The 24,586-nt window shown below is 70.2% G+C and carries 21 protein-coding genes; 10 read left to right on the top strand and 11 right to left on the bottom strand.

Annotation, left to right across the window (positions count from 1 at the left end; translation table 11 throughout):
- Window positions 1-327: 327 nt before the first annotated feature.
- Window positions 328-963 (bottom strand): TetR/AcrR family transcriptional regulator, encoded by a 636-nt coding sequence (locus Pka01_RS39230; protein ID WP_203888085.1) that lies wholly within the window; start codon window positions 961-963, stop codon window positions 328-330.
- 88 nt (window positions 964-1,051) lie between these two features.
- On the opposite strand from Pka01_RS39230, the gene Pka01_RS39225 reads away from it, so the two are divergent.
- Together Pka01_RS39225 and Pka01_RS39220 are read left to right on the top strand one after the other, a co-directional pair.
- Window positions 1,052-2,035: an ATP-binding cassette domain-containing protein gene (locus Pka01_RS39225; protein ID WP_203888084.1), complete on the top strand. Its 984-nt coding sequence runs from the start codon at window positions 1,052-1,054 to the stop codon at window positions 2,033-2,035.
- A complete protein-coding gene (locus Pka01_RS39220; RefSeq protein ID WP_203888083.1) occupies window positions 2,032-2,898 on the top strand; it encodes an ABC transporter permease in 867 nt (288 codons plus the stop codon). The genes Pka01_RS39225 and Pka01_RS39220 overlap by 4 nt, the downstream gene beginning before the upstream one ends.
- Window positions 2,899-2,962: 64 nt before the next feature.
- Here Pka01_RS39220 and Pka01_RS39215 read toward each other — a convergent pair whose 3' ends face one another.
- The 3 genes from Pka01_RS39215 to Pka01_RS39205 all read right to left on the bottom strand — a co-directional run bounded on the left by Pka01_RS39215 (window position 2,963) and on the right by Pka01_RS39205 (window position 6,416).
- Window positions 2,963-4,675, bottom strand: coding sequence for an NlpC/P60 family protein (locus tag Pka01_RS39215; protein WP_203888082.1), 1,713 nt, complete (start codon window positions 4,673-4,675; stop codon window positions 2,963-2,965).
- 122 nt (window positions 4,676-4,797) lie between these two features.
- Window positions 4,798-5,277 (bottom strand): hypothetical protein, encoded by a 480-nt coding sequence (locus Pka01_RS39210; protein WP_203888081.1) that lies wholly within the window; start codon window positions 5,275-5,277, stop codon window positions 4,798-4,800.
- A 62-nt stretch (window positions 5,278-5,339) separates the two neighbouring features.
- On the bottom strand, window positions 5,340-6,416 hold the full coding sequence (locus Pka01_RS39205) for an NBR1-Ig-like domain-containing protein (RefSeq protein WP_203888080.1): 1,077 nt from the start codon (window positions 6,414-6,416) through the stop codon (window positions 5,340-5,342).
- 325 nt (window positions 6,417-6,741) lie between these two features.
- Between Pka01_RS39205 and valS the strand changes: the two genes are divergently transcribed.
- Window positions 6,742-9,255 carry a valine--tRNA ligase gene (gene valS / locus Pka01_RS39200; RefSeq protein WP_203888079.1) on the top strand — a complete coding sequence of 838 codons (2,514 nt, stop codon included), beginning with the start codon at window positions 6,742-6,744 and terminating at the stop codon, window positions 9,253-9,255.
- A gap of 112 nt (window positions 9,256-9,367) precedes the next feature.
- Here valS and Pka01_RS39195 read toward each other — a convergent pair whose 3' ends face one another.
- Window positions 9,368-10,885, bottom strand: a complete 1,518-nt coding sequence (locus Pka01_RS39195) for an MFS transporter (protein ID WP_203888078.1) — start codon at window positions 10,883-10,885, stop codon at window positions 9,368-9,370.
- An 85-nt stretch (window positions 10,886-10,970) separates the two neighbouring features.
- Complete coding sequence (locus Pka01_RS39190) at window positions 10,971-11,609, bottom strand: TetR/AcrR family transcriptional regulator (protein ID WP_203888090.1); 639 nt, start codon at window positions 11,607-11,609, stop codon at window positions 10,971-10,973.
- A 240-nt stretch (window positions 11,610-11,849) separates the two neighbouring features.
- Between Pka01_RS39190 and Pka01_RS39185 the strand changes: the two genes are divergently transcribed.
- Entirely contained in the window at window positions 11,850-12,398 is a 549-nt protein-coding gene (locus Pka01_RS39185; RefSeq protein ID WP_203888077.1) for a dihydrofolate reductase family protein, read from the top strand.
- A gap of 381 nt (window positions 12,399-12,779) precedes the next feature.
- Here Pka01_RS39185 and Pka01_RS39180 read toward each other — a convergent pair whose 3' ends face one another.
- Together Pka01_RS39180 and Pka01_RS39175 are read right to left on the bottom strand one after the other, a co-directional pair.
- Window positions 12,780-13,736 (bottom strand): DUF1152 domain-containing protein, encoded by a 957-nt coding sequence (locus Pka01_RS39180; protein WP_239116265.1) that lies wholly within the window; start codon window positions 13,734-13,736, stop codon window positions 12,780-12,782.
- A gap of 73 nt (window positions 13,737-13,809) precedes the next feature.
- Window positions 13,810-14,325 carry a P-loop nucleotide/nucleoside kinase family protein gene (locus Pka01_RS39175; protein WP_203888076.1) on the bottom strand — a complete coding sequence of 172 codons (516 nt, stop codon included), beginning with the start codon at window positions 14,323-14,325 and terminating at the stop codon, window positions 13,810-13,812.
- A gap of 149 nt (window positions 14,326-14,474) precedes the next feature.
- Between Pka01_RS39175 and Pka01_RS39170 the strand changes: the two genes are divergently transcribed.
- Complete coding sequence (locus Pka01_RS39170) at window positions 14,475-15,698, top strand: RNA polymerase sigma factor (RefSeq protein ID WP_203888075.1); 1,224 nt, start codon at window positions 14,475-14,477, stop codon at window positions 15,696-15,698.
- On the opposite strand, the gene Pka01_RS39165 is transcribed toward Pka01_RS39170, so the two are convergent.
- On the bottom strand, window positions 15,685-16,278 hold the full coding sequence (locus tag Pka01_RS39165) for a TetR/AcrR family transcriptional regulator (RefSeq protein ID WP_203888074.1): 594 nt from the start codon (window positions 16,276-16,278) through the stop codon (window positions 15,685-15,687). The genes Pka01_RS39170 and Pka01_RS39165 overlap by 14 nt on opposite strands.
- 99 nt (window positions 16,279-16,377) lie before the next feature.
- On the opposite strand from Pka01_RS39165, the gene Pka01_RS39160 reads away from it, so the two are divergent.
- The 3 genes from Pka01_RS39160 to fmdA all read left to right on the top strand — a co-directional run bounded on the left by Pka01_RS39160 (window position 16,378) and on the right by fmdA (window position 19,280).
- Window positions 16,378-17,607, top strand: coding sequence for a glycosyltransferase (locus Pka01_RS39160; protein ID WP_203888073.1), 1,230 nt, complete (start codon window positions 16,378-16,380; stop codon window positions 17,605-17,607).
- 83 nt (window positions 17,608-17,690) lie between these two features.
- The gene (locus Pka01_RS39155; protein ID WP_203888072.1) at window positions 17,691-17,930 is read left to right on the top strand and encodes an FmdB family zinc ribbon protein; all 240 of its coding nucleotides are present in this window, start codon (window positions 17,691-17,693) and stop codon (window positions 17,928-17,930) included.
- Window positions 17,931-18,032: 102 nt separating this feature from the next.
- Window positions 18,033-19,280, top strand: coding sequence for a formamidase (fmdA, locus tag Pka01_RS39150; RefSeq protein WP_203888071.1), 1,248 nt, complete (start codon window positions 18,033-18,035; stop codon window positions 19,278-19,280).
- Window positions 19,281-19,552: 272 nt separating this feature from the next.
- Here the strand turns inward: fmdA and Pka01_RS39145 are convergent, their stop codons facing one another.
- Window positions 19,553-21,151, bottom strand: a complete 1,599-nt coding sequence (locus Pka01_RS39145) for an acetyl-CoA acetyltransferase (protein WP_203888070.1) — start codon at window positions 21,149-21,151, stop codon at window positions 19,553-19,555.
- A gap of 194 nt (window positions 21,152-21,345) precedes the next feature.
- Here Pka01_RS39145 and Pka01_RS39140 point away from each other — a divergent pair, with 194 nt between their 5' ends.
- On the top strand, window positions 21,346-21,783 hold the full coding sequence (locus Pka01_RS39140; protein ID WP_203888069.1) for a VOC family protein: 438 nt from the start codon (window positions 21,346-21,348) through the stop codon (window positions 21,781-21,783).
- Between the two features lie 40 nt (window positions 21,784-21,823).
- Here Pka01_RS39140 and Pka01_RS39135 read toward each other — a convergent pair whose 3' ends face one another.
- Window positions 21,824-23,197, bottom strand: coding sequence for a sensor histidine kinase (locus tag Pka01_RS39135; RefSeq protein ID WP_203888068.1), 1,374 nt, complete (start codon window positions 23,195-23,197; stop codon window positions 21,824-21,826).
- A gap of 217 nt (window positions 23,198-23,414) precedes the next feature.
- Between Pka01_RS39135 and Pka01_RS39130 the strand changes: the two genes are divergently transcribed.
- A complete protein-coding gene (locus Pka01_RS39130) occupies window positions 23,415-24,572 on the top strand; it encodes a permease (protein WP_203888067.1) in 1,158 nt (385 codons plus the stop codon).
- Window positions 24,573-24,586: the final 14 nt, after the last annotated feature.

Below are 24,586 nucleotides of genomic sequence, written 5' to 3'. Positions count from 1 at the left end.
TCCGGATGGGATCCAGGCCGGCGACCCGGAAACCACCGCCCTCACGGGCTGAGACCCGCGACAGCATGAACGGCACAGCAGCGGCTGCCCGCGATCCGAACCCGCCCTGATCGCGGGCGACCTCCTGTCTGCGCCCGAGCCGGAGATCTGTGCATGGCCGGCAACACCTCCGTCATCGTTGAGCCCGACCAAGTCGATCCGGCCTGGTTCGCCTCGGGCGTCCGCCTGGATGACGGCACCCACAAGATCGAATACCACCAAACCGGACCCGGACCCGGACGTGGACCCGGACCCGAACTGGGACCCGGACCGGCCGGCCCTTCCGGATCAGCGGGAAGGGTAGTCCCCGAAGCCGTCGCGCAGCCGGTCGAAGACCCGTTGGACGTCCTCGTGGTGCGCGCGCTCGATCGTCTCGTCGTCGTCGCCAGACGCCACCCGCTCGCGGAGCCGGCGGTACAGCGCACGCTGCGCGCCGATCAGGGTGGAGGCGACGATTGACGGGATGGGGTCGCCGGGCTCCGCGTCGGTCTCGGCGGCCACGGCCTCGGCGAGGGTGTTCACGAGATGCGCGTTGACCTCGTACATCTTCCGCTGCAGCGACGGGTTGGCGTTCACCAGGTCGAAGAATCCGCGGGGGTGCGCCTGATCCCGCCTGATGCCCGCCACGAGCCGGGTCTGCGATCGGCACAGCTGCCTGAACGAGTCGAGGATGGAGACCCCGGGGGCCCGCTCCCTGACGGCGGCCAGCGACATGGCCTCCCGCTCCTCGGCCTTGTAGAAGACGAGGTCCTCCTTGGTCGGGAAGTGGTTGAACACCGTCTTCTTCGACACCTGGGCGACCGCGGCGATCTCGTCGACCGTGACGTCGTCGAATCCGCGGGCCCGGAAGAGTGAGGCGGCGGTGTCGGCGATGAGTTGACGCGTCTGGCTCTTCTTCTTCTCACGCAGGCCTGCCGGTCGCATGGGCACAGCGTAGCGGTTCATACCTTGCTCCTGATTTGCCTACACTAAGAGTATTCTTACACCTGGAGTACTTAAATCAGGAGATGACATGACACGGACGGCGGTCGCCACGACCCGCCTGACCAAGCGCTACGGCGAATTCGAAGCGGTGCGGGGACTCGACCTGACGGTGGAGGGCGGCGAGACGTTCGGCTTCCTCGGCCCCAACGGCGCGGGGAAGTCCACGACCATCAGCATGTTGTGCACGCTGGTGACCCCGACGGGAGGCACCGCGACCGTCGCGGGGCACGACATCGTGCGGGAACGCGACGAGGTGCGGCGCAACATCGGGCTGGTCTTCCAGGACACCACCCTGGACGGCTACCTGACCGCCGAGCAGAACCTCCGCCTGCACGCCGGCCTGTACGGCGTGCCGAAGAGCGAGCTCGGCGACCGGTTGCGGCAGGTGCTCGACATGGTCGGCCTGTGGGACCGGCGCGGGAGCAAGGTCAACACGTTCTCCGGCGGGATGAAGCGGCGGCTGGAGATCGGCCGCGGCCTGCTCCACTCGCCCCGGGTGTTGTTCCTCGACGAGCCGACCGTCGGTCTCGACCCCCAGACGCGCAGCTCCATCTGGGCCTACATCCGCGAGCTCAAGCAGGCCGAGGACATCACGATCTTCCTGACGACCCACTACATGGACGAGGCGGAGAACTGCGACCGGATCGCGATCATGGATCACGGCCGGATCATCGCCCTCGACACCCCGGAGGCGCTGAAGGCGAGCGTGGGCAAGGACCGCGTCCGCATCGACACCGACGACGAGAAGGCGATCGCCCTGCTCGCCGAGCGGTTCGGGCTTGAGGCGACCGCGTCGGAGGGCGCCGTCACGTTCTTCGTGGAGCAGGGCGAGAAGTTCGTCCCCACGCTCTTCGGGGAGTTTCCGCTGCCGATCCGCGCGGTCAACGTGGCCCGCCCGAGCCTCGACGACGTCTTCATGTCCTACACCGGCAAGACCATGCGTGACGCGGAGGCGACCGCAGGACAGCGCAGCCGGGAGACCATCGCGAAGCTGAGAGGAATGCGCCGATGACCGCCGTCCAGACCGCGCCGGTGTCGCGGATCCGGGTACCCAGCCGCAGCGTGGCCGGTGAGCTGCGCGCCATCAAGATCGTCTGGCAGCGGGAGCTCATCCGGTTCTTCAGCGACCGGCTGCGGATCCTCACCTCGCTGGTGCAGCCGTTCCTCTTCCTGTTCGTCCTGGGCACCGGGCTGTCGCAGCTGACCTCCGGCGGCACGGGCGGGCTGAGCCTGCGCACCTTCCTCTACCCGGGCATCCTCGCCATGGCCGTGCTGTTCACCGCGATGGCCTCGGCGGCCTCCATCGTCTGGGACCGCGAGTTCGGCTTCCTGCGCGAGATGCTCGTCGCGCCGGTCCGCCGCAGCTCGATCGTCATCGGCAAGTGCGCCGGTGGGGCCACCGTGGCCGCCTTCCAGGGCGTGATCGTCATCGCCATCGCGGGCCTGGTCGGCGTGCCGTACGCGCCGGGACTCGTGCTCGGCGTGTTCGGGATCCAGCTGTTGTTGGCGTTCACCATCACGGCCTTCGGGGTGATGATGTCCGCCCGGATCAAGCAGATGCAGTCGTTCATGGCGCTGACCCAGATGCTGATCCTGCCCCTGTACTTCCTGTCCGGCGCCGTCTTCCCGGCGTCGAACCTGCCCACCTGGCTGAGCGTGCTCAACCGGATCGACCCGCTCGCCTACGCGGTCGACCCCATCAGGCGCATCGTGTTCTCCCATCTGACGCTGGCCCCCGCCGTACGGCAGCGGCTCGACGCGGGCATGACCTGGGGGAGCTGGCGGGTGCCGACTCTGCTGGAGGTCGGCGTCGTGGCGGCCATCGGGGCCGTCCTGCTCGCGATCGCGATCGCGGAGTTCAGCAAGACGGACTGAACACGGACCGAAGCGACGAGGCCCCCGCACTCGCCGGAGTGCGGGGGCCGTTCGCTCAGAAGGGTTACGCGAGGCGGTAGGCGACCATGAAGGTCTCGGTCGGGAACGTCGTCTCCCGCAGGGGGATGATGGTGCGCGGCGCCTCGATGATGGTGATCGTGGATCCGCTCACCTTGGACACGATCACGGTGTGCGCAGGCAGCCCTTTTTCGTCGGGCCGGCTGAGGATCAGGTCACCCGGCTGCAGGTCGGAGACCCGGTGAATCGTGTAGGCGAAGATGGACGGCCGGTGCCGGTACATGTCGTACGTGGACACGTTGCCGATGTCGACGCCGGTGGCCTGGTAGAAGGCCCAGCGCATGAGCCCCGAGCAGTCGAAGCCGATCCGCTTGTCCGCGGCGCACGCGCCCGTGGCGTCGTAGCCGTTGACCCCGTCGCAGTAGCCGCGGGTCGGGCCCGGGTGGGCGCCGTGACCGCCGCCCCACGCGTACAGCGGGTGGTTGGTGATCTCGGCGCGGGCGGCCGCGATCGCCGCGTTGACCTTCTCCTGGTGGCTGGAGGACGGCGGAGCCGGCGATCCGGGGTCCCAGCCGGACGGGTCGCCACCGGCGGGCGGAGGCGTGTTGTCGCAGCGCGGGATGCCGGAGACGAAGCCGCTCGTGCCCGTCTTGACGTAGTAGTCGGCGACCCAGAGGCCGTCGCTGGTCTTGTCCCAGATGGCCGAGCCGCCGTAGGTGAACTCGCCGTACGCCTGGCAGGTGATGGTCACCGTGCTGCCCGACGGGTACTTGTCCGGGAACGCGTGGTTGCTCAGGCTCTTGGCCGTCCGGCCGTCCAGAGTGGCCGTCACGACGTACGAGTGACCGCCGATGGGGCCGCCGCCGGCGGCGCCGCCCCCGGAGCAGAGGGGGAGCACCGGGGAGTACCCGGAGGTGCCCGTGCTCACGTAGAAGTCGGGGATCCACCAGCCGTCGGCGGTGAGGTCCCAGATCGTGCTGCCGTAGGCGGCCGGGCCGCTGTCCTGGCAGCTGATCTCGACGTACTGGCCCTCGAAGTACCGGTCGACGGACGCGTGGTTGTTGACGTCCTTGACGCTGCGGCCGTCGAGCGTGGCCGTCACCGGGAACGAGTGCGGGCCGGTCGCCGGCGGGTCGACCTCGTCGCCGCCGCAACGCGGGAGCTGGGGCGTCGGGCCGCTGTAGCCGGTCTTGACGTAGAAGTCGGGGATCCACAGGTTGTCGTCGGTGAGGTCCCACAGGTTGCTGCCGTACGCGTTGGGACCGGTCGTCTGGCACAGGATCCAGACGACGCCGCCGCTCGGGTACTTGTTGACGAACGCGTGGTTGTCGACGTCACGCTCGGTGCGCCCGTCGAGGGTCGCCGAGACGGTGTACGGCCGGCCGGTGCCGCTGCCCGGCGTGTTGCCGTTGACGCAGCGCGGCACCTCGTCGGTGAAGCCCGAGTGCCCGGTCTTCACGTAGTAGTCGGGGACCCAGAGGCTGTCCGAGGTGCGGTCCCAGACCGTGCTGCCGTAGGCGTCCGGCCCGCTGTCCTGGCAGGTGACCGTGATGGTGCTGCCGTTCGCGTACTTGTTGGGGTACGCGTGGTTGCTCAGGTCCTTGGCCGTGCGCCCGTCGAGGGTCGCGGTGACCGTGTAGGAATGCGCGCCGACGGCGGCCTCGGCCGCGCCCGGCGCGACGAACAGCGCGGCGAACATCGCCGCCGCGCCGATCAGCGGCGCGCATATCTTGCGCAGCCGCGAAGGTCCAGACTTCAAAAGGGGGGTCCTTTCACAAGAGCGGCGTCAGCCGCGGGGGAACGTCGCCCGCGGGAGCGGGCGTGCTCGCCGCTGACGCCCGGCGGCCACCACAGGGGACCGCCGGGCGCCGGAGAGCCTCGTCAGCAGCGCTCGCTGGTCTTCGCGCTCGCCCCATCGGGGATCCAGCCGATGGCCTGGGTGCACACCGACAGGGTGTTGGTGCCGAGCGACCAGACCTCGGTCGTGTGGGTCCTGCACTGGGTGCCGTTCAGGGTGCCGGTGGTGCCGACCGCGACGCACGCGTCCCACGTGCTGTGCGTGCTGCGGTAGCCCTCCCAGACGTACAGGTAGGCCCAGTTCTTGCCGCACCCCTTGAACTGCTTCACGGACGCGAAGGTCGTGCCGCCCGAGGTGATGTAGGCGGTCGAACCGATCTGCGTCGTGCCGGCGCAGCCCGGAGCCGATTCCGCGTGGGCGGTCCCCGAGATCCCGGCGACCGCCGGAGCGCACAGCAGCGCGACGATCGCGCCCTTCGCGAAACGTCCTGCCTTCAAAAGTGCCGCCTTTCTGGCGATGGACTCCCCGGCCGGCTTCGGCCAGTTGAAGATCGGAGTCATCATGGGCGGCGGCGTGCGCTGTCAGGTAGCGCGTCTTACAGGTTCTGACATGCTCTGACAGCCGGTCATCCGGCGACGTTGACCACGAAGTAGATCGGCCGCGAGCCGGGCAGGAACGGGCGGTCCTCGCCGTCGACCATCTTCCAGCCGACCCAGCAGGAGCCGGGATCGTCCGGGGCCATGACCGCCACGCTGATGCGCACATGCGCACCCGGCTCGGTGTCCGGGATCCGGACCTTGCCCGGCGTGGAGCACGTCCCGTTGTCGGCGGGCAGCGGGGCGCGCTCCAGGAAGCGCCCGTGCCACGGGACCGTCCCGATGTTGGCGATCTCCCAGGTCTTCGTGAACTGCTGTCCGGGTGCCACGACGGTGCCGTCGGGAATCGTGACGTCGGCGACGAACACGCTCTTGTCACCCGCGATCCGCGGGACCGTCCCCTCTGCCGAGGTGAACACCGGCGCCGCCGTCGGCTGCGGGCCGGGCTTCGCGCGCACCGGCGTCCGCTGGTCGTGCGACGTCTGCAGATGGACGGCCGTACCGGCGGCGGTGAGCGCGGCCGCGCACCCCGCGACGACCAGTGCCGTACGGCGGCGCCGCCGCGACGACCGCCGGACGAGGACCGGTTCCACCGGGGGTTCGGAATCGCCGGGGGCCGATGACGCGGCGGACCCCTGGCCCGCGGGGCCGTCCGCGGGAAGGTCGTCCACTGCGGGGCCCGCGGTCAGGGCATCGTCCGCCGGGACGTCGTGCGCCACTGAGTCGTCTACTGAGTTGTCCGCTGAGTCGTCCACTGGGGCGTCTCCGACCGCGTCACCCGGGGGCACCGGAACCAGCGGGACCGCGGAGGTCCCGAGCGGCGCGTCAGGGACCTCAAGAGTGGTCTCGGGCTCGCCCAGCGCCTCGCGCCACCGCGTCCGCCAGTCGCCGACGTCTCCTCCGCACGCTTCGACGAACGCCTCCGTCGTCAGCCAACTGGGGAAACGGGTGCCCTTGGCCGCCTCGTGCAGCGTCGCGTGGCTGACGCTGTGAGACCTGGCGGCCATCACGCGGAACGACGGATTGCCCGCTTCCGCTCGCAGCGCCCGCAGTTCCTTGGCGAATCGCTCCTGACGTTCCCGCTTGCCTGACACCGCATCACGCACAGCGGCCTCCGTCCCGGCTGTCCGACCACAAGTGTTCCGCGACCGCCGAGAATCTAGCCCGTGCCCACTTCGTGATCAAACCGGCGCGAAAGGGCCGTGTCAGAGGTCCTGCTGATCATGCCCGACCGATCCGCGAGGCCGTGCACCGGGGCGGATTCCGCCGACCACGCGGGGTTCGTGCGGCCGGGGCGATCCTCAGGGCCGCCCTGCGGCGGGGCCGGTGCCACCACCGGGTCGCGCCCGTCCGGAGAGCCCCTCCTGACTCGTCTGTCAGGGCGTCCGCGACGCGCTGGGGTCACGGCGGGCCGGGCCCTATCGTTTACGCATGACAGAACAGCGACGGCTCCACGCCTCCATGCCCGAGAAGCCCACTCTCGACGGCCTGGAGTCGGTATGGGTAGCCCGCTGGGAGGCCGAGGGGACCTATCGGTTCGACCGGTCGAAGCCGCGCGAGCAGGTCTACTCGATCGACACCCCGCCGCCGACTGTGTCCGGCTCGCTGCACGTGGGGCACGTGTTCTCCTTCACCCACGCCGACCTCATGGCGCGTTATCAGCGGATGAACGGCAAGTCGGTCTTCTATCCGATCGGGTGGGACGACAACGGCCTGCCCACCGAGCGGCGCGTGCAGAACGTCTACGGCGTCCGCTGCGACCCGTCGCTGCCCTACGACCCGGACTTCGTGCCGCCGGACAAGCCGGGCAAGCGGGACGTGCTGATCTCGCGGCGCAACTTCGTGGAGCTGTGCCACAAGCTGACCGCGATCGACGAGCAGGCGTTCGAGGCGGTCTGGCGGCGGGTCGGCCTGTCGGTCGACTGGTCGCTGCTCTACACGACGATCAGCGACGAGGCGCGGGCCGTCTCGCAGCGGGCCTTCCTGCGCAACCTGGCCCGCGGCGAGGCCTACCTGGCCGAGGCTCCCACGTTGTGGGACGTGACGTTCCGCACGGCCGTCGCCCAGGCCGAGCTGGAGGACAGGGAATGGCCGGGCTCGTTCCACCGGATCTCCTTCCGCGGAGACCGGGGGCCCGTCTGGATCGAGACGACACGGCCCGAGCTGATCCCCGCCTGCGTCGCACTGGTCGCGCACCCCGACGACGAGCGGTACCGGCCGCTGTTCGGCACGAGTGTGCGCACCCCGCTGTTCGACGTGGAGGTGCCGGTCCTCGCCCATCGCCTCGCGGAGCGGGACAAGGGCTCCGGCATCGCGATGATCTGCACGTTCGGCGATGTGGCCGACGTCACCTGGTGGCGGGAGCTCGGGCTGCCGACCCGTCCGGTCGTCGGCCGGGACGGCAGGCTGCTCGCGGACCCGCCCGAGGGCGTGCCTGCCGAGCCGTACAAGGAGTTGGCGGGCAGGACCGTGCACGGCGCGCGTGAGCGGATCGTGGAGATGCTGCGCGGGTCCGGCGACCTCGACGGCGAACCGCGGCCCGTGTCGCGGCCGGTCAAGTTCTACGAGCGCGGCGACAGGCCGCTGGAGATCGTGACCACCCGGCAGTGGTACATCCGCAACGGCGGACGCGACGCGGGCCTGCGGGAGCGGATGCTGGACCGGGGACGCCGGCTCGCCTGGCATCCGGCGCACATGCGGGTGCGCTACGAGAACTGGGTCGAGGGGCTCGCGGGAGACTGGCTCATCTCCCGGCAGCGGTTCTTCGGCGTGCCGTTCCCGGTGTGGTACCGGCTCGACGCCGCCGGTGAGCCGGTGTACGGCGAGCCGATCACGCCCCCGGAGGACGCGCTGCCGGTGGATCCCAGCTCCGATGTGCCGCCCGGACATACCGAGGACCAGCGCGGCGTGCCCGGCGGCTTCATGGCCGACCCCGACGTGATGGACACCTGGGCCACCTCGTCGCTGACCCCGCAGATCGCGGGCCGCTGGGAGACCGACGACGACCTGTTCCGGCGGGTCTTCCCCGCCGACCTGCGCCCGCAGTCGCACGAGATCATCCGGACGTGGCTCTTCGCGACGGTGGTCAGGTCGGACCTGGAGTTCGGCCGCCCGCCCTGGAGCGACGTGGCGATCTCCGGCTGGATCCTCGACCCCGACCGCAAGAAGATGTCGAAGTCCAAGGGCAACGTCGTGACCCCGATGGACCTGCTGGAGCAGCACGGCTCGGACGCGGTGCGTTACTGGGCGGCCAACGGCCGGTACGGCGTGGACACGGCCTTCGACGCCGGACAGCTCAAGATCGGCCGACGGCTGGCGATCAAGATTCTCAACGCCTCGAGGTTCGTGCTCGGGCTTGGCGCGGGCGACGGAGAGGTCACCGAGCCGGTCGACCTGTCCATGCTGGCGCAACTGGCCGACGCCGTGCGCGAGGCGACCGACGCCTTCGAGGCCTACGACCACGCCCGGGCGATCGAGGTGGTCGAGCGCTTCTTCTGGATGTTCTGCGACGACTACCTGGAACTGGTGAAGGGGCGCGCGTACGGCGGAGCCGACGCGCCGGCGGCGTCCGCCCGCGTGGCCCTGCGGCGGGCCCTCGACACCTTGTTGCGGTTGTTCGCGCCGTTCATGCCGTTCGTCACCGAGGAAGTGTGGTCGTGGTGGCGCACGGGCTCGATCCACCTCGCGCCCTGGCCGGCCCCGGAGCACGGCGCGGGCGACCCCGCCGTGTTGTCGGCCGCCGGTGAGGTGCTCAGGCACGTGCGCAAGGCGAAGTCCGAGGCCAAGGTGTCGATTCGGGCGCAGGCCGCGTCCGTGACCGTCGGCGGGCGGGGAGCGGATCTCGTCCGGTTGAGCGCGCAGGACGTGCGGGTGGCCGGCGTCATCGGGGAACTCGTCCTGGCCGAGACCGGCGGGGACCTCGCGGTCGAGGTCGTCCTGGGCTGAGACGCGGTGAGGGCCGCCGGTTCCCGGCGGCCCTCACGTGCTTGAACCCTGGTTGTCGGGTGAGGGGCCCGGCACAGGCCGGGCCCCTCGACTCATGTACGGCCGACGCCGGTCAGTGCGACATCACCGGGACCGTCGCCTGGTCCTGGTCCTGGTCGTCCGAGGACGAGACCACGACGGAGCCCTGGCGCCCGGTGTTGATGAAGGTGACCGCGATGATCGCCGACGCCAGCAGGATGCCGACCGCCCACCAGATCGCGGTGGCGTAGCCGTGCACCGCAGCCTCGTTGGCGAAGCGGACCGTCCCGAGGGTGGCCGCCTGGGCCTGGTGCGAGGCGATCCAGTCGGTGAGGGCGCTCGCGGCGATGGTGTTGAGCAGAGCGGTGCCGATCGCGCCGCCGACCTGCTGCGAGGTGTTGACCATCGCGGAGGCCACGCCCGCGTCGCGCGGCTGGACGCCGTACGTCGCGAGGCTCATCGCCGGCATGAACGCCGTGCCCATGCCGAGGCCGAGCAGGATCTGCGCGGGCAGGACCAGCCCGGCGTAGGAGCTGTCGGTCTGCATCTGGGTCAGGATCAGCATGCCGATGGCGGCGGTCAGGAAGCCCGGCGCCATCAACAGGCGCGGCGGCACCCGGGTCATGAGGCGGGCGCCGATCTGCGTGGAGCCGATGATCATTCCGGCGATCATCGGAAGGAAGGCGAAGCCCGTCTGCACCGGCGAATATCCCTTGATGACCTGCAGGTAGTAGGTCAGGAAGAGGAACAGGCCGAACATCGCGATGATGGCCAGGCCGAGCGACAGGTAGACGCCGCCGCGGTTGCGGTCGGTCACCACGCGCAGGGGCAGGAGCGGAGACCGCACCTTGCTCTCGACCAGCGCGAACGCGCCGAGCAGCACGACGGCCCCGACGAACAGGCCGATGGTCGCGCCCGCGGTCCAGCCGTCGGTCTCGGCGCGGGTGAAGGCGTAGACGAGGGAGACGAGGCCGAGGGTCGCCAGGACGACGCCGGGGATGTCCAGGCCGTTGCCGTTGCGGCCGCCGGCCGGCTCGCGGATGACGAAGAACGCGCCGGCCGCGGCGACGACGGCGAAGGGGATGTTGACGAAGAACGTCCAGCGCCAGTCGAGGTACTCGGTGAGGAAGCCGCCGAGGATCAGGCCGAGGGCGCCGCCGCCGCCGGCGATGGCGCCGTAGATCCCGAACGCCTTCGCGCGTTCCCTGACCTCGGTGAACGTCACCGCGAGCAGCGAAAGAGCGGCGGGAGCGAGCAGCGCGCCGAACGCACCTTGCAGCGCGCGGGCGCCGAGCAGCATCGCCTCGTTGGCGGCGGCGCCCCCGATGGCCGACGCCGTGGCGAAACCGATCAGGCCGGTGGTGAAGGCGCGCTTGCGCCCCCAGAGGTCGGCGATGCGGCCGCCGAAGAGCAGCAGGCCGCCGAACGCCAGCGCGTAGGCCGTGATGACCCACTGGCGGTTGGTGTCGGAGATTCCGAGGTCGGCCTGGGCGGAGGGCAACGCGATGTTCACGATGGTTCCGTCGAGCACGACCATCAACTGGGCGATGGCGATGAACGCAAGGGCTTTCCAGCGCCGCGGGTCCGGCTGGACCTGGGCCGTTTCAGGCATGGAGAGACTCACTAACGATGTAGGAAAAGCGAAATTGCAGGTGAACGGCGGGTGAGGGAAAAGGGGCTATGGGGTGTGGGCGTCGTCAGTTCTGGCCGCGAAGATCCTCGAAGGTGGCGGCGGGACCGGGCAGGGGAGTGCGCGCAGGAGCGCGGAGCCCGTCGAGGAACAGATCGAGATGGCGATCGATGAACCGGCCGAGGCTCAGGCAGCCGGTGCCGGGCAGCGGGCGGGTGAGCTGCGGCAGCGCGATCAGGATGTCTCCGGGGCCGACGTCGGGGCGCAGCGAGCCCGCTTCGCGGGCGCGGTCCATGATGCCCTGCACGGCCCGTTCGAGACGGTCACGCTTGTCCGCGAGCTCTTCCGCCACCGGCCGGCAGCCGTCCGACAGGATCGGGCACAGGGCCCCGATCCGCTCGTCGGCGGCGCCGTGGACGAAGCGCCGCAGCGCCTCGAACGCGTCCCCCTCGCCGGCGAGGGAGGACTCCGCGAGCTCCACTATCCGGTTCATGACCTCCAGGGTCACCTGGCGGATCAGTTCCGACCGGTCGGCGAAGTGCCGGTAGATGGTGGCGTTCCCCACTCCGGCCCGTCGCGCGATCTCGTCGAGGGTCACCTCGGCGCCATGCTCCACGAACGCCTCGCGCGCGGCGGCCACGATCCGCTCCCGGTTGCGTGACGCGTCCGCCCGCATCCTCGGACCACGGCTCCGCTCGGCGGTCATGCTCACGCTGCCCACGGTGCCCCCAGTCGTCTGCCGTAAGAACTTTCGTTACCTGTCGTACATAAGTGGGGAACTTCTCCCCGTTTCTGTGACGTACGTGCAAACAGGGGAACCGTCCGGGCTTATTTCGAAGCGCGTCGTGAGCTGTGTCACATACATCACCGAATGAAAAAACTGTCTTGACGAAACAAGTTGTCGGTGGAAGGCTGATGCCACACCACGAGAGACGGGAAACCGGACATGCGCAAGATCATCGCAGGGTTCTTCATTTCGCTGGACGGCGTCGTCGAGGCCCCTGACCAGTGGCACTTCCCCTACTTCGACGACGACATGGGCGCGGCCATCGGCGCCCAGATGGAGGAGTCGGACGCGCTCCTCATGGGGCGGGTCATGTACCAGGAATGGGCCGCCTACTGGCCCGGCAAGACCGCCGAGGACGACCCGTTCGCCGGTTTCATCAACAACATCAGCAAGTACGTCGCCTCGACGACGCTCGAGTCCGCGGACTGGGAGAACACCACGCTGCTCCGCGGCGACCTGGTCGAGCAGATCACCGAGCTGAAGAACCGGCCGGGCAAGAACATCAGCATGAGCGGCAGCACCACGCTCGTCCGCTCGCTGTTGCGCCACGGCCTGCTCGACGAACTCCGTCTTCTGGTCCACCCGATCGCCGTCGGCAAGGGGCAGCGGCTGTTCGAGGAGGGGCAGCAGATCCCGCTGAAGCTCACTTCTTCGACGACCTTCAAGACCGGTGTGCTCTCCCTGATCTACCAGCCCGCGGACAAGTGATCGGCGCGTCCTCCGGCCGGCTCGCCCCGACGGGCGGGTGGCCGTCGCCGCGGTGCGGTCCTCCCCGCGCTCGCGCGCGATGAAGAAGGGTCGAGGGGTCCTGTGGTCGCCGGCCACGTGGTGCCCCCCGGCTCTTCTGCGTTCGCTACTCGAACGGGTCACAGACCGTGGCGCAGCGCGGCAGCGAACGCGGGTCCGCCAGTTGCGCCAGCGCGAAGCGGTGCGCCTCGCCGTGCTCGCCGTACGACCGGCCAGAGATCGTCCGTCGTGGCGCGAAGGTGGGCCGCCAGATCCGACAGCCGTACGCCGGGGAAGGTGAAGGGCGGCTGCTGACAGATGCTGTCGCCGTCGTGGAAGGTCAGCAGGACCGCCGGCCGGAGGTCAGTGCGGAAACGCCCTGGGTGGACGGCGGGTGCGCTCCTCGCGGAACTCGTCGATGATCGTGCTGATCTGCCTCATCAGGACGGTGTTCTCCAGGCGGTCGAGGTAGAGGGAACGGCGGGCCAGGCCGTCGGCGTCCACTGCGAAGTAGAGGGCCATGAGCGGATTGACGAACAGTTCGCTGTTCCGAGTCCGTTCAGTGAACTGCACGTCGCCGAACTCGCCGCGTATCGCCGCGGCGATCGACCCGTTGACGATGCTCGGATGGCGAGGAACGTCGGCCTGGGCGCGGGCGACGGCGTCCAGGTAGAGCGCACCCTCCCGGCTGCTGCGGGGAATGGAGAACGCCCCCAGATACGCGCCGTCGCGGTCGAGCGCCGACAGGTTCTCCAGCACGTGGACGTGGTTGACGCCGTGGTAGGCGTCGACGCCGAAGCCGAGACAGACCACGATCTTGTCGGGGACGTCGAGGCCGTGAACCGCCGCCAGGCTCGCCATGTCCTCCTCCGGAGTGCCCAGCCCCGCCTCGTCGCCGCGCATGAGAATGTCGGTGCCGCCGTCGACCAGCACGATCGCGTCGAGATCCAACCGCTCCGCCAATGTGCGATAGGCCTGCCGCAGCGGCCGGACGCCCACCCGTGGGAAGGCGTACACGGTGGACGGCAGGCCGTTCGCCTCGAGCCAGCGGGCCAGCGACCGTTCGGGAAAGTACCAGTCGCGGATCTGCGTGGCCGGGGTGATCGCGGCCACGTCCTCGTCCAGCCAGACGTCCAGGTCAAGGCCGGCCAGTTCGCTGAACGAGAGGTTCGCCAGATGGACCTGCTTGCCCGACTCCCACAGCGAGAGGGCGATGGGGAGGCCGGCGAAGACGTCGAACCCACCGCCGGCGCCCGCCACGAGAACGCGTTGTGCGGCCTTGAGCCGCGAGAAAAGCGGTGGCTCCTGCAGCGAGAACATCACGGCAAGCTACCAGCGTGATCGCTGACGAAACGGAAGAATGTCGCCGGATAGGGGGAACGTCCGGATGCCCCTACGTCGCGGCCGGCGGCCGGTGGGCCGCGAGGACCATGGAGAGGTTCTCCGGCAGGGACCTCGCGGAGTCGGCCACCACGGTCTGCTCGGGCCAGGGCCTCCACCCTTCTCGCCGGCGCTGTACGGAGTCCCAGGTCGGCTCGGGTATGGCCAGGCCGCGATCACGTGCTTCCAGGCGTTCCCTGTGCAGCGCCGGATCGGAGCACACGCACTCGACGACGCGGAGCCGTACGCCGTTGCGGGCGGCGATCTCGCGCCAGGCGTCCCGCGCCTCCTCGACGTCGTTGACGGCGTCCGCCACCACCGACTGGCCGAGCGCGAGGTGGTCGCCGGTCAGCCGCTGGGCCACGCCGTACGCCGCGAGACCTGTGGTGAATCCTCGCGGCAACCCGGCGGCCACCATGACGGACTCGATCGGATCGACGGAGAAGACCGCCGCCGGAAGCGCGCGGCCGAGTGCGTCCGCCAGCGTGCTCTTCCCGGTCCCCGGCAATCCGGACAGAAGGATCAGCATGCGTGACATCCTGCCCCAGAGACGAGAGTTCGGGTCGCGTTGTCGATCCGGGCGGATCCCGTTCGTGTAGACGGTGGAGGCCGGATCGGGCCGGCCGTCTCGAGCGGGGCCGGGCCGCGCAGAAGAGAGAGGACGGGTCGACGTCCGCCATGGCGTCCGTGTCCACATCGGAGATAGAGGGCGTGTTCCGCCGGGAGTACGGCCGGGCGGTGGCCGTGCTGGTCCGCGCCTTCGGCGACGTCGACATCGCCGAGGAGGCCGTTCAGGACGCGTTCGCGACGGCGTTGCTGCGGTGGCCCTCCGACGGACGGCCGGCGAGCCCCGCGGGATGGATCGTCACCACCGCCCGCAACCGGGCGATCGACCGCCTGCGGCGCGAGGCGTCGCGCGAGGACAGGCATGCCCAGGCGGCCCTGTTGCACGCCCGGGACGCCCCGGCAGAGGAGGGGCCCTTGCACGACGACCGGCTGCGTCTGATCTTCACCTGCTGCCATCCCGCGCTCGCTCCGGCCGCCCAGGTCGCGCTGACGCTGCGGCTCCTGGGCGGGTTGACCACCACCGAGATCGCGGGCGCGTTCCTGGTGCCCGAGGCGACCATGGCCCAGCGGCTGGTCCGGGCCAAGGGCAAGATCCGTGACACGCGCATCCCCTATCGGGTGCCGAGGGAGGCCGACCTGCCCGAGCGGCTCCAGGCCGTGCTCGCCGTCGTATACCTGATCTTCAACGAGGGGTATGCGGCCGGTTCGGGCGATCGCCTGGTCCGCGAGGAGCTCTGTGCCGAGGCCGTCCGGCTGGGACGGCTCCTGGCCGAGCTCATGCCCGACGAACCGGAGGTCATGGGGCTCCTCGCGCTGATGATGCTCGTCCAATCGCGCGGGAAGGCCCGCACCACGCCGGCCGGAGACCTGGTCCTGCTTGCCGACCAGGACCGGAGCCTGTGGGATCGCGACCTCGCGGAGGAGGGGCGGCGGATCGTCCGGCGCTGCCTGCGCCGCGACAGGCCCGGGCCGTACCAGATCCAGGCGGCGATCAACGCCGTCCACAGCGACGCGGCGACCGCCGCAGAGACCGACTGGCGGCAGATCCTCCAGCTGTACGACCTGCTCCTGACGTTCACGCCGACGCCGGTCGTGGCCCTCAACCGCGCCGTCGCCGTGGCCGAGATCGACGGGCCGGGATCGGCGCTCGCCCTCGTCGACGATCTCGACTTGGGCGGCTACCACCTCTTCCATGCCGTACGCGCCGACCTGCTCCGGCGCCTGGGCCGCGACGCGGAGGCCGTGCGGGCCTACGAGGCGGCGATCGCCTGCGCGGGCAACGCGGCGGAGCGCGCCTTCCTGTCCCGCCGTCGCGACGCGATCACCCGGGCGTGAGGAAGAGCCGGTCGAGGTGGTAGTCGACCGTCGCGACCACATCGTCTGAAGAGAGGTGGCCGATCAGGGCGGGGTTCGCCAGCCCCTGGGCCATCGTGTACAGGATCACCGCCTCGATCCGCGAGTCGAGGTCCGCGTGCACCTGGCCGAGTTCCTGCGCGGCGCGGATCTGCTCGGCATAGAAACCGATGACGTACGGCAGGGCCTGGCGGAGCAGATCCGCCGGCTCATCGGCGACGACTGATCGGGCCAGAAAGGCGAGGCCGATGCGGGCCTCCGAACGGCGCTCGTCGTCGAGCGGGAGAAGCTCCAGGATCGCGGCCCGCAGGAACGCCCGTGGCGACGGCGCGTCCATGGCGGCGGCCACCCGTTCGCCGATCCTGGCGTTCAGCTGGGTGAGGGCGAACATGAGCATCCGGTCCTTGGTGGCGAAATAGTGCTGGATCATGCCCATCGACACGCCTGCCTCCGCCGCGACCTCCCGCAGGCTCACCGCGTCCAGCCCGTCCCTGGACGCGATGCGGAGCAGGGCGTCGACGATGTGCCGCCGCCGCGCCTCGTGATCGACGATCTTGGGCATCTGATTGATTCCCCGGATGGCGCATTTTACGATGCGAGTGCATTGTAATCGCCTCGAGAGGACGACCATGCCCATCGTTCGCCACAGAGATCTCTCCGTATGCGAGTGCTGATCATCGGGCTCGGCACCCGCGGCGACGTCGCACCGTACACCGGCCTGGGAGCCCGTCTCCGCGACGCGGGTCACGAGGTCGCGATCGCCGCGCACCAGCCCTATGGCCCCCTTGTGACCGGCTCCGGCCTGGAGTTCCGCGCCATACCCGGAGACCCGATTCCGCTTCTTCCTGTGGTGGCCGGCGGGTTGAAGGCCGCGCCGACGGCCAAGGCGAGGATGTTCGCCGAGTACGGCAGGCAGACGGCGGACGGGATCGTCCAGGCAGCGGAGCGGGGCGCCGACGTGCTCCTCCTGAACGCTCCGGCTTCTGCCGGATATCACGTGGCCGAGGCCATGGGACTTCCCAGCATCGGCGTCCATCTGCAGCCGGTGGAGCCGACCGGAGACTTCCCGCCGGTCATGGGTGCCTTCTCCCGCTCCCTCGGCCGGTGGGGCAACCGGGCCGCCGCCCGCGTGCTGTTCACCGTTCCGTCTCCCGCGCACGCGGGCTCAGCCAAGGATCTGCGCGCCCGGCTCGGTCTTCCCCCGACGACCTCCAGGAAGGTCTACCGGCGCCGCGAGGCCACCCGATGGCCGGTCCTCCACGGATACAGCGCCTGCGTGCTCCCGCGCCCGGCGGACTGGCGGGAGGGGCTGGAGGTGGTCGGCTACTGGTGGCCGGAGCGCGCGCCTGGCTGGCGGCCTCCGGCGAAACTGCTCGATTTCCTGGAGTCGGGCCCGCCCCCGGTGTTCGTGGGGTTCGGCAGCATGGCCTCGGCGAACCTCGGCCGCCACACCGAGATCGCCCTCGCGGCGCTCCGGCGGGCACGGCTGCGGGGCGTTCTGCAGACCGGGCCTGCAGGCATGGCGGCGGAGGGTGACGACGTTCTGGGCGTCGAGGACGTGCCGCACGACTGGCTGTTCCCGCGGATGGCCGCGGTGGCCCACCACGCCGGAAGCGGGACCACGGCGGCCGGAATACGGGCCGGTGTTCCCGCTGTGGGCCTGCCCGTCGTCGCCGACCAGCGCCTGTGGGCCTCGCGGCTGGCCGTGCTGGGTGTGGGTCCTGGTGCGCTACCGTTCCGGCACCTGTCGGCCGACCGGCTGGCCGATGCACTCGGCTCCGCCGTGTCCGAACCGGCCTATCGGCGCAGGGCGGCCGAGCTCGCCGGCCGCGTCGGCGCGGAGGACGGCGCTCTGGCCGTCGTCGAGGCCGTGGGCGGGCTGGACGGCTGACGGGGATCGAAGTTCGCTGGATGGCCGGGCGTACTGTGGGGAGGTGGCCCCGGATGTCCGGATCGTGCTCAACGGGGGGTGCCATGGCCACCTATGAATTCCTGTGCTCGGCCTGCGGACCGTTCGACGTCGTCCTGCCCATGGGGACCGCGTCGGAGCACCGGGAGTGCCCGTGGTGCGGCGGGGGCGCCCGCCGCGTCTACTCCGCCCCCCGCCTGTCCCGGCTGGCCCCGGCACTGTCCGGCGCGCTGGCACGGGAGGAGCGGAGCCGGGACGAACCCGAGGTCGTCTCCACCGTGCCCCGTCGTGGGCGGCGCCGCTGACGGCCGAATTAACCGGCACCCGGGCCCGCGAGGAGGTCCTTCCGCTCCGGCGTCGAAGCGGGGTCCGCACGCGCGGGCCGGGCGTCGACGGAGGAGGTCGCCATGCCCGAGGTCGTTTTCCAGGTGGACCAGTCCCGTTCCATGCGGGATCAGGAGGTGCCCGGCCACAACAGGTGGCATCCGGACGTCCCCGTCGTCGCGACCGTACGGCCGGGGGACGAGTTCCGGGTGGAGTGCAGGGACTGGACCGACGCCCAGATCGGGAACAACGACTCCGCCGACGACGTCAGGGACATCGATCTGACGCTTCCGCACATGCTGAGCGGGCCCGTGGCGATCGAAGGCGCGCGGCCCGGCGACCTGCTGGTCGTCGACATCCTCGATCTCGGTCCCGTGCCGCAGCAGACCGGTGAGATCGCGGGACAGGGATGGGGCTACACAGGGATCTTCGCCGAGGTCAACGGCGGCGGCTTCCTCACTGACCGCTTCCCCGACGCCTACAAGGCGATCTGGGACTTCCACGGGCAGCAGGCGACCTCCCGCCACCTGCCGGGGGTCCGGTTCACGGGCATCACCCATCCCGGTCTGTTCGGCACGGCTCCGTCTCCCGACCTGCTCGCGGCCTGGAACCGCCGGGAACAGGCCCTGATCGACACCGATCCCGGCCGCGTGCCGCCGCTTGGCCTGCCGCCGGAGCCTCGCAACGCCGTCACCGGCACGGCCACCGGCGCGGTGGCGGCCCGCATCGCCGCCGAGGGCGCCCGTACGGTCCCTCCCCGTGAGAACGGCGGCAACCAGGACATCAAGAACTTCACCCGGGGCGCGCGGGTCCTGTGTCCCGTGTTCGTCGAGGGCGCCAAGCTGTCCGTCGGCGATCTCCACTTCAGCCAGGGCGACGGCGAGATCACCTTCTGCGGCGCGATCGAGATGGGCGGGTTCATCGACTTCCACGTCGATCTCATCAAGGACGGCATGGAGAAGTACGGCGTGACGACCAACCCGATCTTCCAGCCGGGCAACGTCGAACCGCGCTACTCCGAGTTCCTGTCGTTCATCGGGATCTCCGTCGACCACGAGAACGGCGCCAACCGCTATCTCGACGCGACCCTGGCCTACCGGCGGGCCTGCCTGAACGCGATCGAGTACCTGAAGAAGTGGGGCTACTCGGGGGAGCAGGCGTACCTGCTCCTCGGAGCCGCACCGATCGAGGGCAGGATCAGCGGGATCGTCGACATCCCGAACGCCTGCTGCTCGCTGTACATCCCTACAGCGATCTTCGACTTCGACGTGCGTCCCACCTCGGCGGGTCCCGTCAGGGCGGATCGCGGCAGGTGCGCCGTCACCTCCTGAACCGCCGCGCGTCCTCGTGGGTGATCATGCACGGATTCGTCGGAATGTCACCCGACCTGAGCATTTCCTGTTCGTGATCATGCTCAGGTTCGTAGATCGGCGTCCTGGGCTGCGTGCACACCATTCGTGATCATGCATGTGATCTGGACGTCCACGGCGTGCATGATCACGAACCGGGTTCAGCCCGGTCAGAGGGCTTGTCGCCGAATCTGCGCATGATCACGGTGAGGGGATGCGCAGGTGGAACGGCCTGAGCGCGAATCTGTGCATGATCACGCCAAGGGGTTGGGGGGCGGCGGGAACAGCTCGTCCATCCGCGCGTCGCCGGTGGTGACGCGGTTGCCCGTGGAGAAGGAGCGGACGTAGACGCGGCGGCCGATCGGCTCGCCGGTGCTCAGCAGGTCGAGCATGCCGGCGTCGGAGTCAACGGTCCTGGCGACGAACCGCCGGCCGTCCGCCTCGAGACGGCCGACGACGATGCCGAACCTGTCGCCTCCGCGCCGGTGCCTGACGGTGTAGGTCTCGATCGTGGCCCACCCGTCGGGCTGTACGGCCTGCTCCACAGCGGGCCAGGAGTCGATCTCCGCCTGGAGCGTGGCGCTGCGGTCGGGCCGCCAGCCGCCCGGCGTGGTGGAGTAGACGCCGGCTGAGTACTTGCTCAGGAGCCCGCCGTTGGCGCCGACCAGCCCGTACGCTCCCGGAGCCGCGCGCATCCGCTGTACGGTCTCGGCGATGGCGTGCATCGAGTAGTCGTTGCCCGCTCCGCCGAAGAACGGCAGCCCACCGGTCACGGTCAGGCCCCGGGGATCGTCCGCGGTCAGGCCCAGCCCGTCGCAGATGTTGGAGACCGCGATGGGGAAGCAGCTGTAGAGGTCGATGGTGAGCAGGTCGGCGACGCCGACGCCGGCCACCTCCAGCGCGTGCCGGACCGCCATGACCGACGCGGGACCTGCGCTGAGGTCGGCACGGTCCAGCAGGTCCTGGTCGCGCAGGTCCGCATGGCCGGGGAGGAAGACCCACCGGTCCTCGGGCACGCCGAGGCGGCGGGCGGCCGCCACCGACATGAGCAGGACGGCGGCGCCCTGGTTGACCTTCTCCCTTGCCACCACATAGCGCGTGTACGGCTCGGCGATCATCCGGTTGCGCTCGGTCGGGGTGACGAGCTCCGCTGCCGTGCGCTCGGCCGGGGCGGCGGCGTGCGGGTTCGCGGCGGCGACCTTGGTGAAAGGCGCGAACAGCGCGCCCATGCCGGCCGCGTACTCCTCGCGGCTCTGCTTCAGGCGCGCGCGGCGCGCGTTGTCGAACAGCGCGTACTGGCTGGGGGCCCCGGTCAGCCCGTGGGCCGCCTGGAGTCGCGAGACCATCCCGGCCAGCCCGTAGCCGCGGTCCTCGAGGTCGCCTTCGACCGTCTCGGAGAAGTCGGGCCGATCGGGTGCGCCGGCGAAGCGCCGGACCGTGGAGATCGCCTCACCGCCGAAGATCAGCGCGACGTCGCAGTCGCCGCCGGCGATCGTCGCGGAGAGTTCGTTGACCAGGTGTTGCGGTCCCTGGCCGCCGGTCACCTCGAGGATCGCCCGCGCGGGGTCCGCGCCGACTCTGCGCGCGACCGAGCGGGGGAAGTTCGTGGACTTTCCCAGCGGCGCCGGGGCGGCGGGGGAGGAGGTCTCGAACTGCCGCACGCCCGCCACGGTGTCGACGGCCGTGGCCACCGCGGCGGGATCGGCGCCGGTGTCGGCGAGCGCCGCACGCACCGCCGCCGCGGCGAGGTCGACCGCGGACGACCGGCGGTAGCCGGGGTCGTCCAGGCGCTCCGACGACTGACCGACACCGACGACGACCGGGGTGTGAGGGTCGAGGTCCTGGCCGGTCATGCGAGCCCCCGGGGGATGCGGCGACATACGGGCGGCCTCAACCTATAGATGGAGATCGTCCGCGAACAAGAAGACTGGGCTGAAGTTTCCGACATACCCGAATCGCGCGATGGGCGGGCCGCCGGAGCTTCACCCCGGCCCTCGCTGAGGGGCATGATGCGCAGACGCCGTTCTCGGCAGGAAGAGGAGACTCCATGGCGACCAGATGGAATCTGACGATCGACTGTGCGCAGCCGGCGACGCTTGCGCGGTTCTGGGCGCTGGCCCTGGGATACACGGAGAAGCCGCCGCCGGCCGGCTTCGGGAGCTGGGAGGAGTGGTTCGCGCATCACGACGTGCCCGAAGAGGAGTGGGGCGACGGCGCCTACCTGTCCGATCCCGACGGTGTGGGCCCCGACCTGTCCTTCCTGCGGGTGCCGGAGCCGAAGGCGGCGAAGAACCGGGTGCACCTCGACGTGCACGTCGGCGGAGGGCGGGCCACGCCCTGGGAGATGAGGTGGCCGCGCGTGGTCGAGGCGGTGGAGAGGTTGACCGCCGCGGGCGCGACCGTGATCCGTCAGGACGACCTGCAGGGAAGGCCTGATCATGTGGTGATGGCCGATCCGGAGGGGAACGAGTTCTGCCTGGTCTGATCTGGTCTGATCCGGTCTGATCCGCCCGGCCGGTGCCCGGTCAGTCGTGCGCCTGCGACCGGTGCGTCTCCATGAGCGGCAGGCGCAGGACGAACCGGGCGCCACGTGGTGAGTCCTCGACGTTCAAGGTCCCGTGGTGGGCGCCGGCGATGCCGCGGCAGATGGCGAGGCCGAGTCCGCTGCCTCCCGGGTCTCGCCGGCGGCCGTCGGCCAGGCGGACGAACGGCTCGAACACGCGCTCCCTGTCCTCGGGCGCGATGCCCGCCCCGTCGTCGACCACGTTCACCACGGCGTATCCGCCCGCCCGTCCCGTGCTCACCTCCACGGTCGTCTCGGCGTGCCTGCAGGCGTTCGCCAGGAGGTTGTTCAGCATGCCGATCAGCTGGATCCGATTGCCCAGGACCATCAGGCCGGCGGTGGTGCGGGTGCGCACCGGCGGGCCGTTCACCTGGCCGGCCGCCTCCTCCGCCACCAGGGCGCCGAGATCGATCGGCTCGGGCGGTGCGGGGATGACGGTCCTGAGCCTGGCGAGGGCCAGGATGTCGTCGATGATCGCGTGCATGCGCTTCGTGGTCGACAGCGCCGCCGCGACGGTCTCCCGGAGATCCACCTCGTCGGGGTGGAGCACGGCCTCCTCCAGTCGCGTGTAGAGGCCGGTGACCGGGTTCCTGAGCTCGTGCGAGACGACGGAGGCGAACTGGCGCTGCTGGTTCACCGCCTCCTCCAGCCGGGCGAGGGTCCGGTTGGTCGTACGGGCCAGTTGGGCGATCTCGTCGCGGCCGGGCGGCTGGGGGAGGCGCAGGCTCAGGTCGCTGACCGTGATCTCGGCCGTCCTGGCACGGATCTCCGCAACCGGCCGCAGCGTGCGCCCGACCACCCACCAGGCCACCCATGCCGCGAGGCCGGACATCAGCGCGACGCCGAGGCCGGTGAGCCATTCCAGGCGGTGCCCGGAGAGGATCGGCGGCTGGACCATTCCGGCGTACACGAAGTGGGGCTCGCCCGACCAGAGCATCGTCGTCTGCAGAAGAGGGAGCCGGACGACGGTGAACACGACGCACCGCGCGGGGGTGCAGGAGATGCCGTGCAGGATCCGGTCGTCAGAGGGCGGGTGCAGCGTGCTGATCGGCACGTGGCCTGCCGCCTTGCTGGCCGCGAGGACCGTGCCGTGGGAGTCGGTGAACTGGAGCAGATCGATCCGGGTCGTGGTGGCGGGCTGCGGCGCGGCGTAGGGCTGCCAGTCGATCCAGGAGGTGGCGAGGCGCTGCGACTCGGCGAAGATGCCGTCCTGGATCCTGATCCGGACCGCGAAGTCGAGACCGATGCCGATGAGGGTGAAGACGATCAGGGCCAGAACCGCGGTCACCAGGGTGAAGCGCGCCCGGATCGAGTGAGGGCGTAGCTGCACCGGCATCCCTTCCTCCCCGGGCGGCCCCTCCTTTGAAACTTCATCCACATATGTACCTTTCAGAGGCTACGTGAGCCCTATCCAGGGCGCTCGATCTGGAACTCCAAATCTTGGAAAGACTGCGTCGTTAGTCCGGATCCCGTACGGGTACGCACGGCCCGAGAACCCCGCTCACGAAGCCACGCCCGCGAGATCGGGGGCCGCCTGCCGGGAGGTTCCGCGGATGGACTGGTTGTGGCACGCGCTGGCGCTCGCCGGAGCCATGGGGTGGGAGATCCTCTGGGCGCTGATCCTCGGGTTCGTCCTGTCCGCGATCGTGCAGGCCGTTGTGCGCCGTCAGGCCGTCACCGCCCTGCTCGGCGACGACTCGCCGAGGGCGCTCGCCGCCGCGACGGGGCTGGGGATGGCCTCCTCGTCGTGCTCCTACGCGGCGGTGGCGCTCGCGCGGTCGCTGTTCCGCAAGGGGGCGACCTTCACCGCGGCCATGACCTTCGAGATCGCCTCGACCAACCTCGTCCTCGAACTGGGCATCCTGCTGGCCCTGCTGCTGGGCTGGCAGTTCACGCTGGCGGAGTTCGTCGGCGGGCCGATCATGATCGTGCTGATCGCGGTGCTGTACCGGATCCTCCTGCGGCGCAGGCTCGTCGCCGACGCGCTGCGGCAGTCGGGCAAGGGGCTGGCCGGATCGATGGAGGGGCACGCCGCGATGGACATGTCGATGGCGGGCGGCGGCTCGTTCCTGCGGCGGCTCACCTCGCCGCGGGGCCTCACCTCGGTGTCGCACATCTTCGTCATGGAGTGGGCGGCGATCTGGCGCGACATCGTGGTCGGACTGCTGATCACCGGCGCGCTCGCCGCGTGGGTTCCCATGGAGTTCTGGAAAGGCTTCTTCCTCACCGAGGATCCGCTCCTCTCGGTGCTGTGGGGGCCGGTCGTCGGGCCGCTGGTCGCCGTCGTCAGCTTCGTGTGCTCGATCGGCAACGTGCCGCTCGCGGCGGTGTTGTGGAACGGCGGGATCAGCTTCGGGGGAGTGGTCGCGTTCATCTTCGCCGACCTGATCATCCTGCCGATCCTCAACATCTACCGGAAGTACTACGGCCCGCGGATGGCCGCGTTCATCGCTGGCACCTTCTTCCTCGCGATGGCCGCCGCCGGGTATCTCGTCGAGCTGATCTTCTGGGCGCTGGGCCTGACGCCGCGGGAACGGGCGGCCCGGGTGGTCGAGGCCCATGTGGCGTGGAACTACACGACCTGGCTCAACATCTGTTTCCTCGTCCTGGCGGCCGCGATGGTCGTCCGCTTCGTCCGTACGGGCGGCGTGCCGATGTTGCGCATGATGGGCGGCCGCCCTGGCGATGCCGGAGAACACCCGCGTGCATGATGTGCATAATGTCT

Origin of the sequence: Planotetraspora kaengkrachanensis, from assembly GCF_016862895.1 — a bacterium.
GTDB classification, from domain to species: Bacteria; Actinomycetota; Actinomycetes; order Streptosporangiales; family Streptosporangiaceae; genus Planotetraspora; species Planotetraspora kaengkrachanensis.
Note: the sequence above shows the minus strand (reverse complement) of the source record. Positions and strands in the feature narration are given on the sequence as shown.

What these genes read in the sequence shown, in the direction of transcription:
- Pka01_RS39155 (WP_203888072.1), top strand. Translation starts at nt 17,691, where the DNA reads ATGGCCACCTATGAATTCCTGTGCTCGGCCTGCGGACCGTTCGACGTC.
- valS (WP_203888079.1), top strand. Translation starts at nt 6,742, where the DNA reads ATGACAGAACAGCGACGGCTCCACGCCTCCATGCCCGAGAAGCCCACT.
- Pka01_RS39170 (WP_203888075.1), top strand. Translation starts at nt 14,475, where the DNA reads ATGGCGTCCGTGTCCACATCGGAGATAGAGGGCGTGTTCCGCCGGGAG.
- Pka01_RS39195 (WP_203888078.1), bottom strand. Translation starts at nt 10,885, where the DNA reads ATGCCTGAAACGGCCCAGGTCCAGCCGGACCCGCGGCGCTGGAAAGCC.
- Pka01_RS39190 (WP_203888090.1), bottom strand. Translation starts at nt 11,609, where the DNA reads ATGACCGCCGAGCGGAGCCGTGGTCCGAGGATGCGGGCGGACGCGTCA.
- Pka01_RS39130 (WP_203888067.1), top strand. Translation starts at nt 23,415, where the DNA reads ATGGACTGGTTGTGGCACGCGCTGGCGCTCGCCGGAGCCATGGGGTGG.
- Pka01_RS39180 (WP_239116265.1), bottom strand. Translation starts at nt 13,736, where the DNA reads ATGTTCTCGCTGCAGGAGCCACCGCTTTTCTCGCGGCTCAAGGCCGCA.
- Pka01_RS39225 (WP_203888084.1), top strand. Translation starts at nt 1,052, where the DNA reads ATGACACGGACGGCGGTCGCCACGACCCGCCTGACCAAGCGCTACGGC.
- Pka01_RS39165 (WP_203888074.1), bottom strand. Translation starts at nt 16,278, where the DNA reads ATGCCCAAGATCGTCGATCACGAGGCGCGGCGGCGGCACATCGTCGAC.
- Pka01_RS39160 (WP_203888073.1), top strand. Translation starts at nt 16,378, where the DNA reads ATGCGAGTGCTGATCATCGGGCTCGGCACCCGCGGCGACGTCGCACCG.
- Pka01_RS39140 (WP_203888069.1), top strand. Translation starts at nt 21,346, where the DNA reads ATGGCGACCAGATGGAATCTGACGATCGACTGTGCGCAGCCGGCGACG.
- Pka01_RS39145 (WP_203888070.1), bottom strand. Translation starts at nt 21,151, where the DNA reads ATGACCGGCCAGGACCTCGACCCTCACACCCCGGTCGTCGTCGGTGTC.
- Pka01_RS39185 (WP_203888077.1), top strand. Translation starts at nt 11,850, where the DNA reads ATGCGCAAGATCATCGCAGGGTTCTTCATTTCGCTGGACGGCGTCGTC.
- fmdA (WP_203888071.1), top strand. Translation starts at nt 18,033, where the DNA reads ATGCCCGAGGTCGTTTTCCAGGTGGACCAGTCCCGTTCCATGCGGGAT.
- Pka01_RS39230 (WP_203888085.1), bottom strand. Translation starts at nt 963, where the DNA reads ATGCGACCGGCAGGCCTGCGTGAGAAGAAGAAGAGCCAGACGCGTCAA.
- Pka01_RS39135 (WP_203888068.1), bottom strand. Translation starts at nt 23,197, where the DNA reads ATGCCGGTGCAGCTACGCCCTCACTCGATCCGGGCGCGCTTCACCCTG.
- Pka01_RS39175 (WP_203888076.1), bottom strand. Translation starts at nt 14,325, where the DNA reads ATGCTGATCCTTCTGTCCGGATTGCCGGGGACCGGGAAGAGCACGCTG.
- Pka01_RS39220 (WP_203888083.1), top strand. Translation starts at nt 2,032, where the DNA reads ATGACCGCCGTCCAGACCGCGCCGGTGTCGCGGATCCGGGTACCCAGC.
- Pka01_RS39210 (WP_203888081.1), bottom strand. Translation starts at nt 5,277, where the DNA reads ATGATGACTCCGATCTTCAACTGGCCGAAGCCGGCCGGGGAGTCCATC.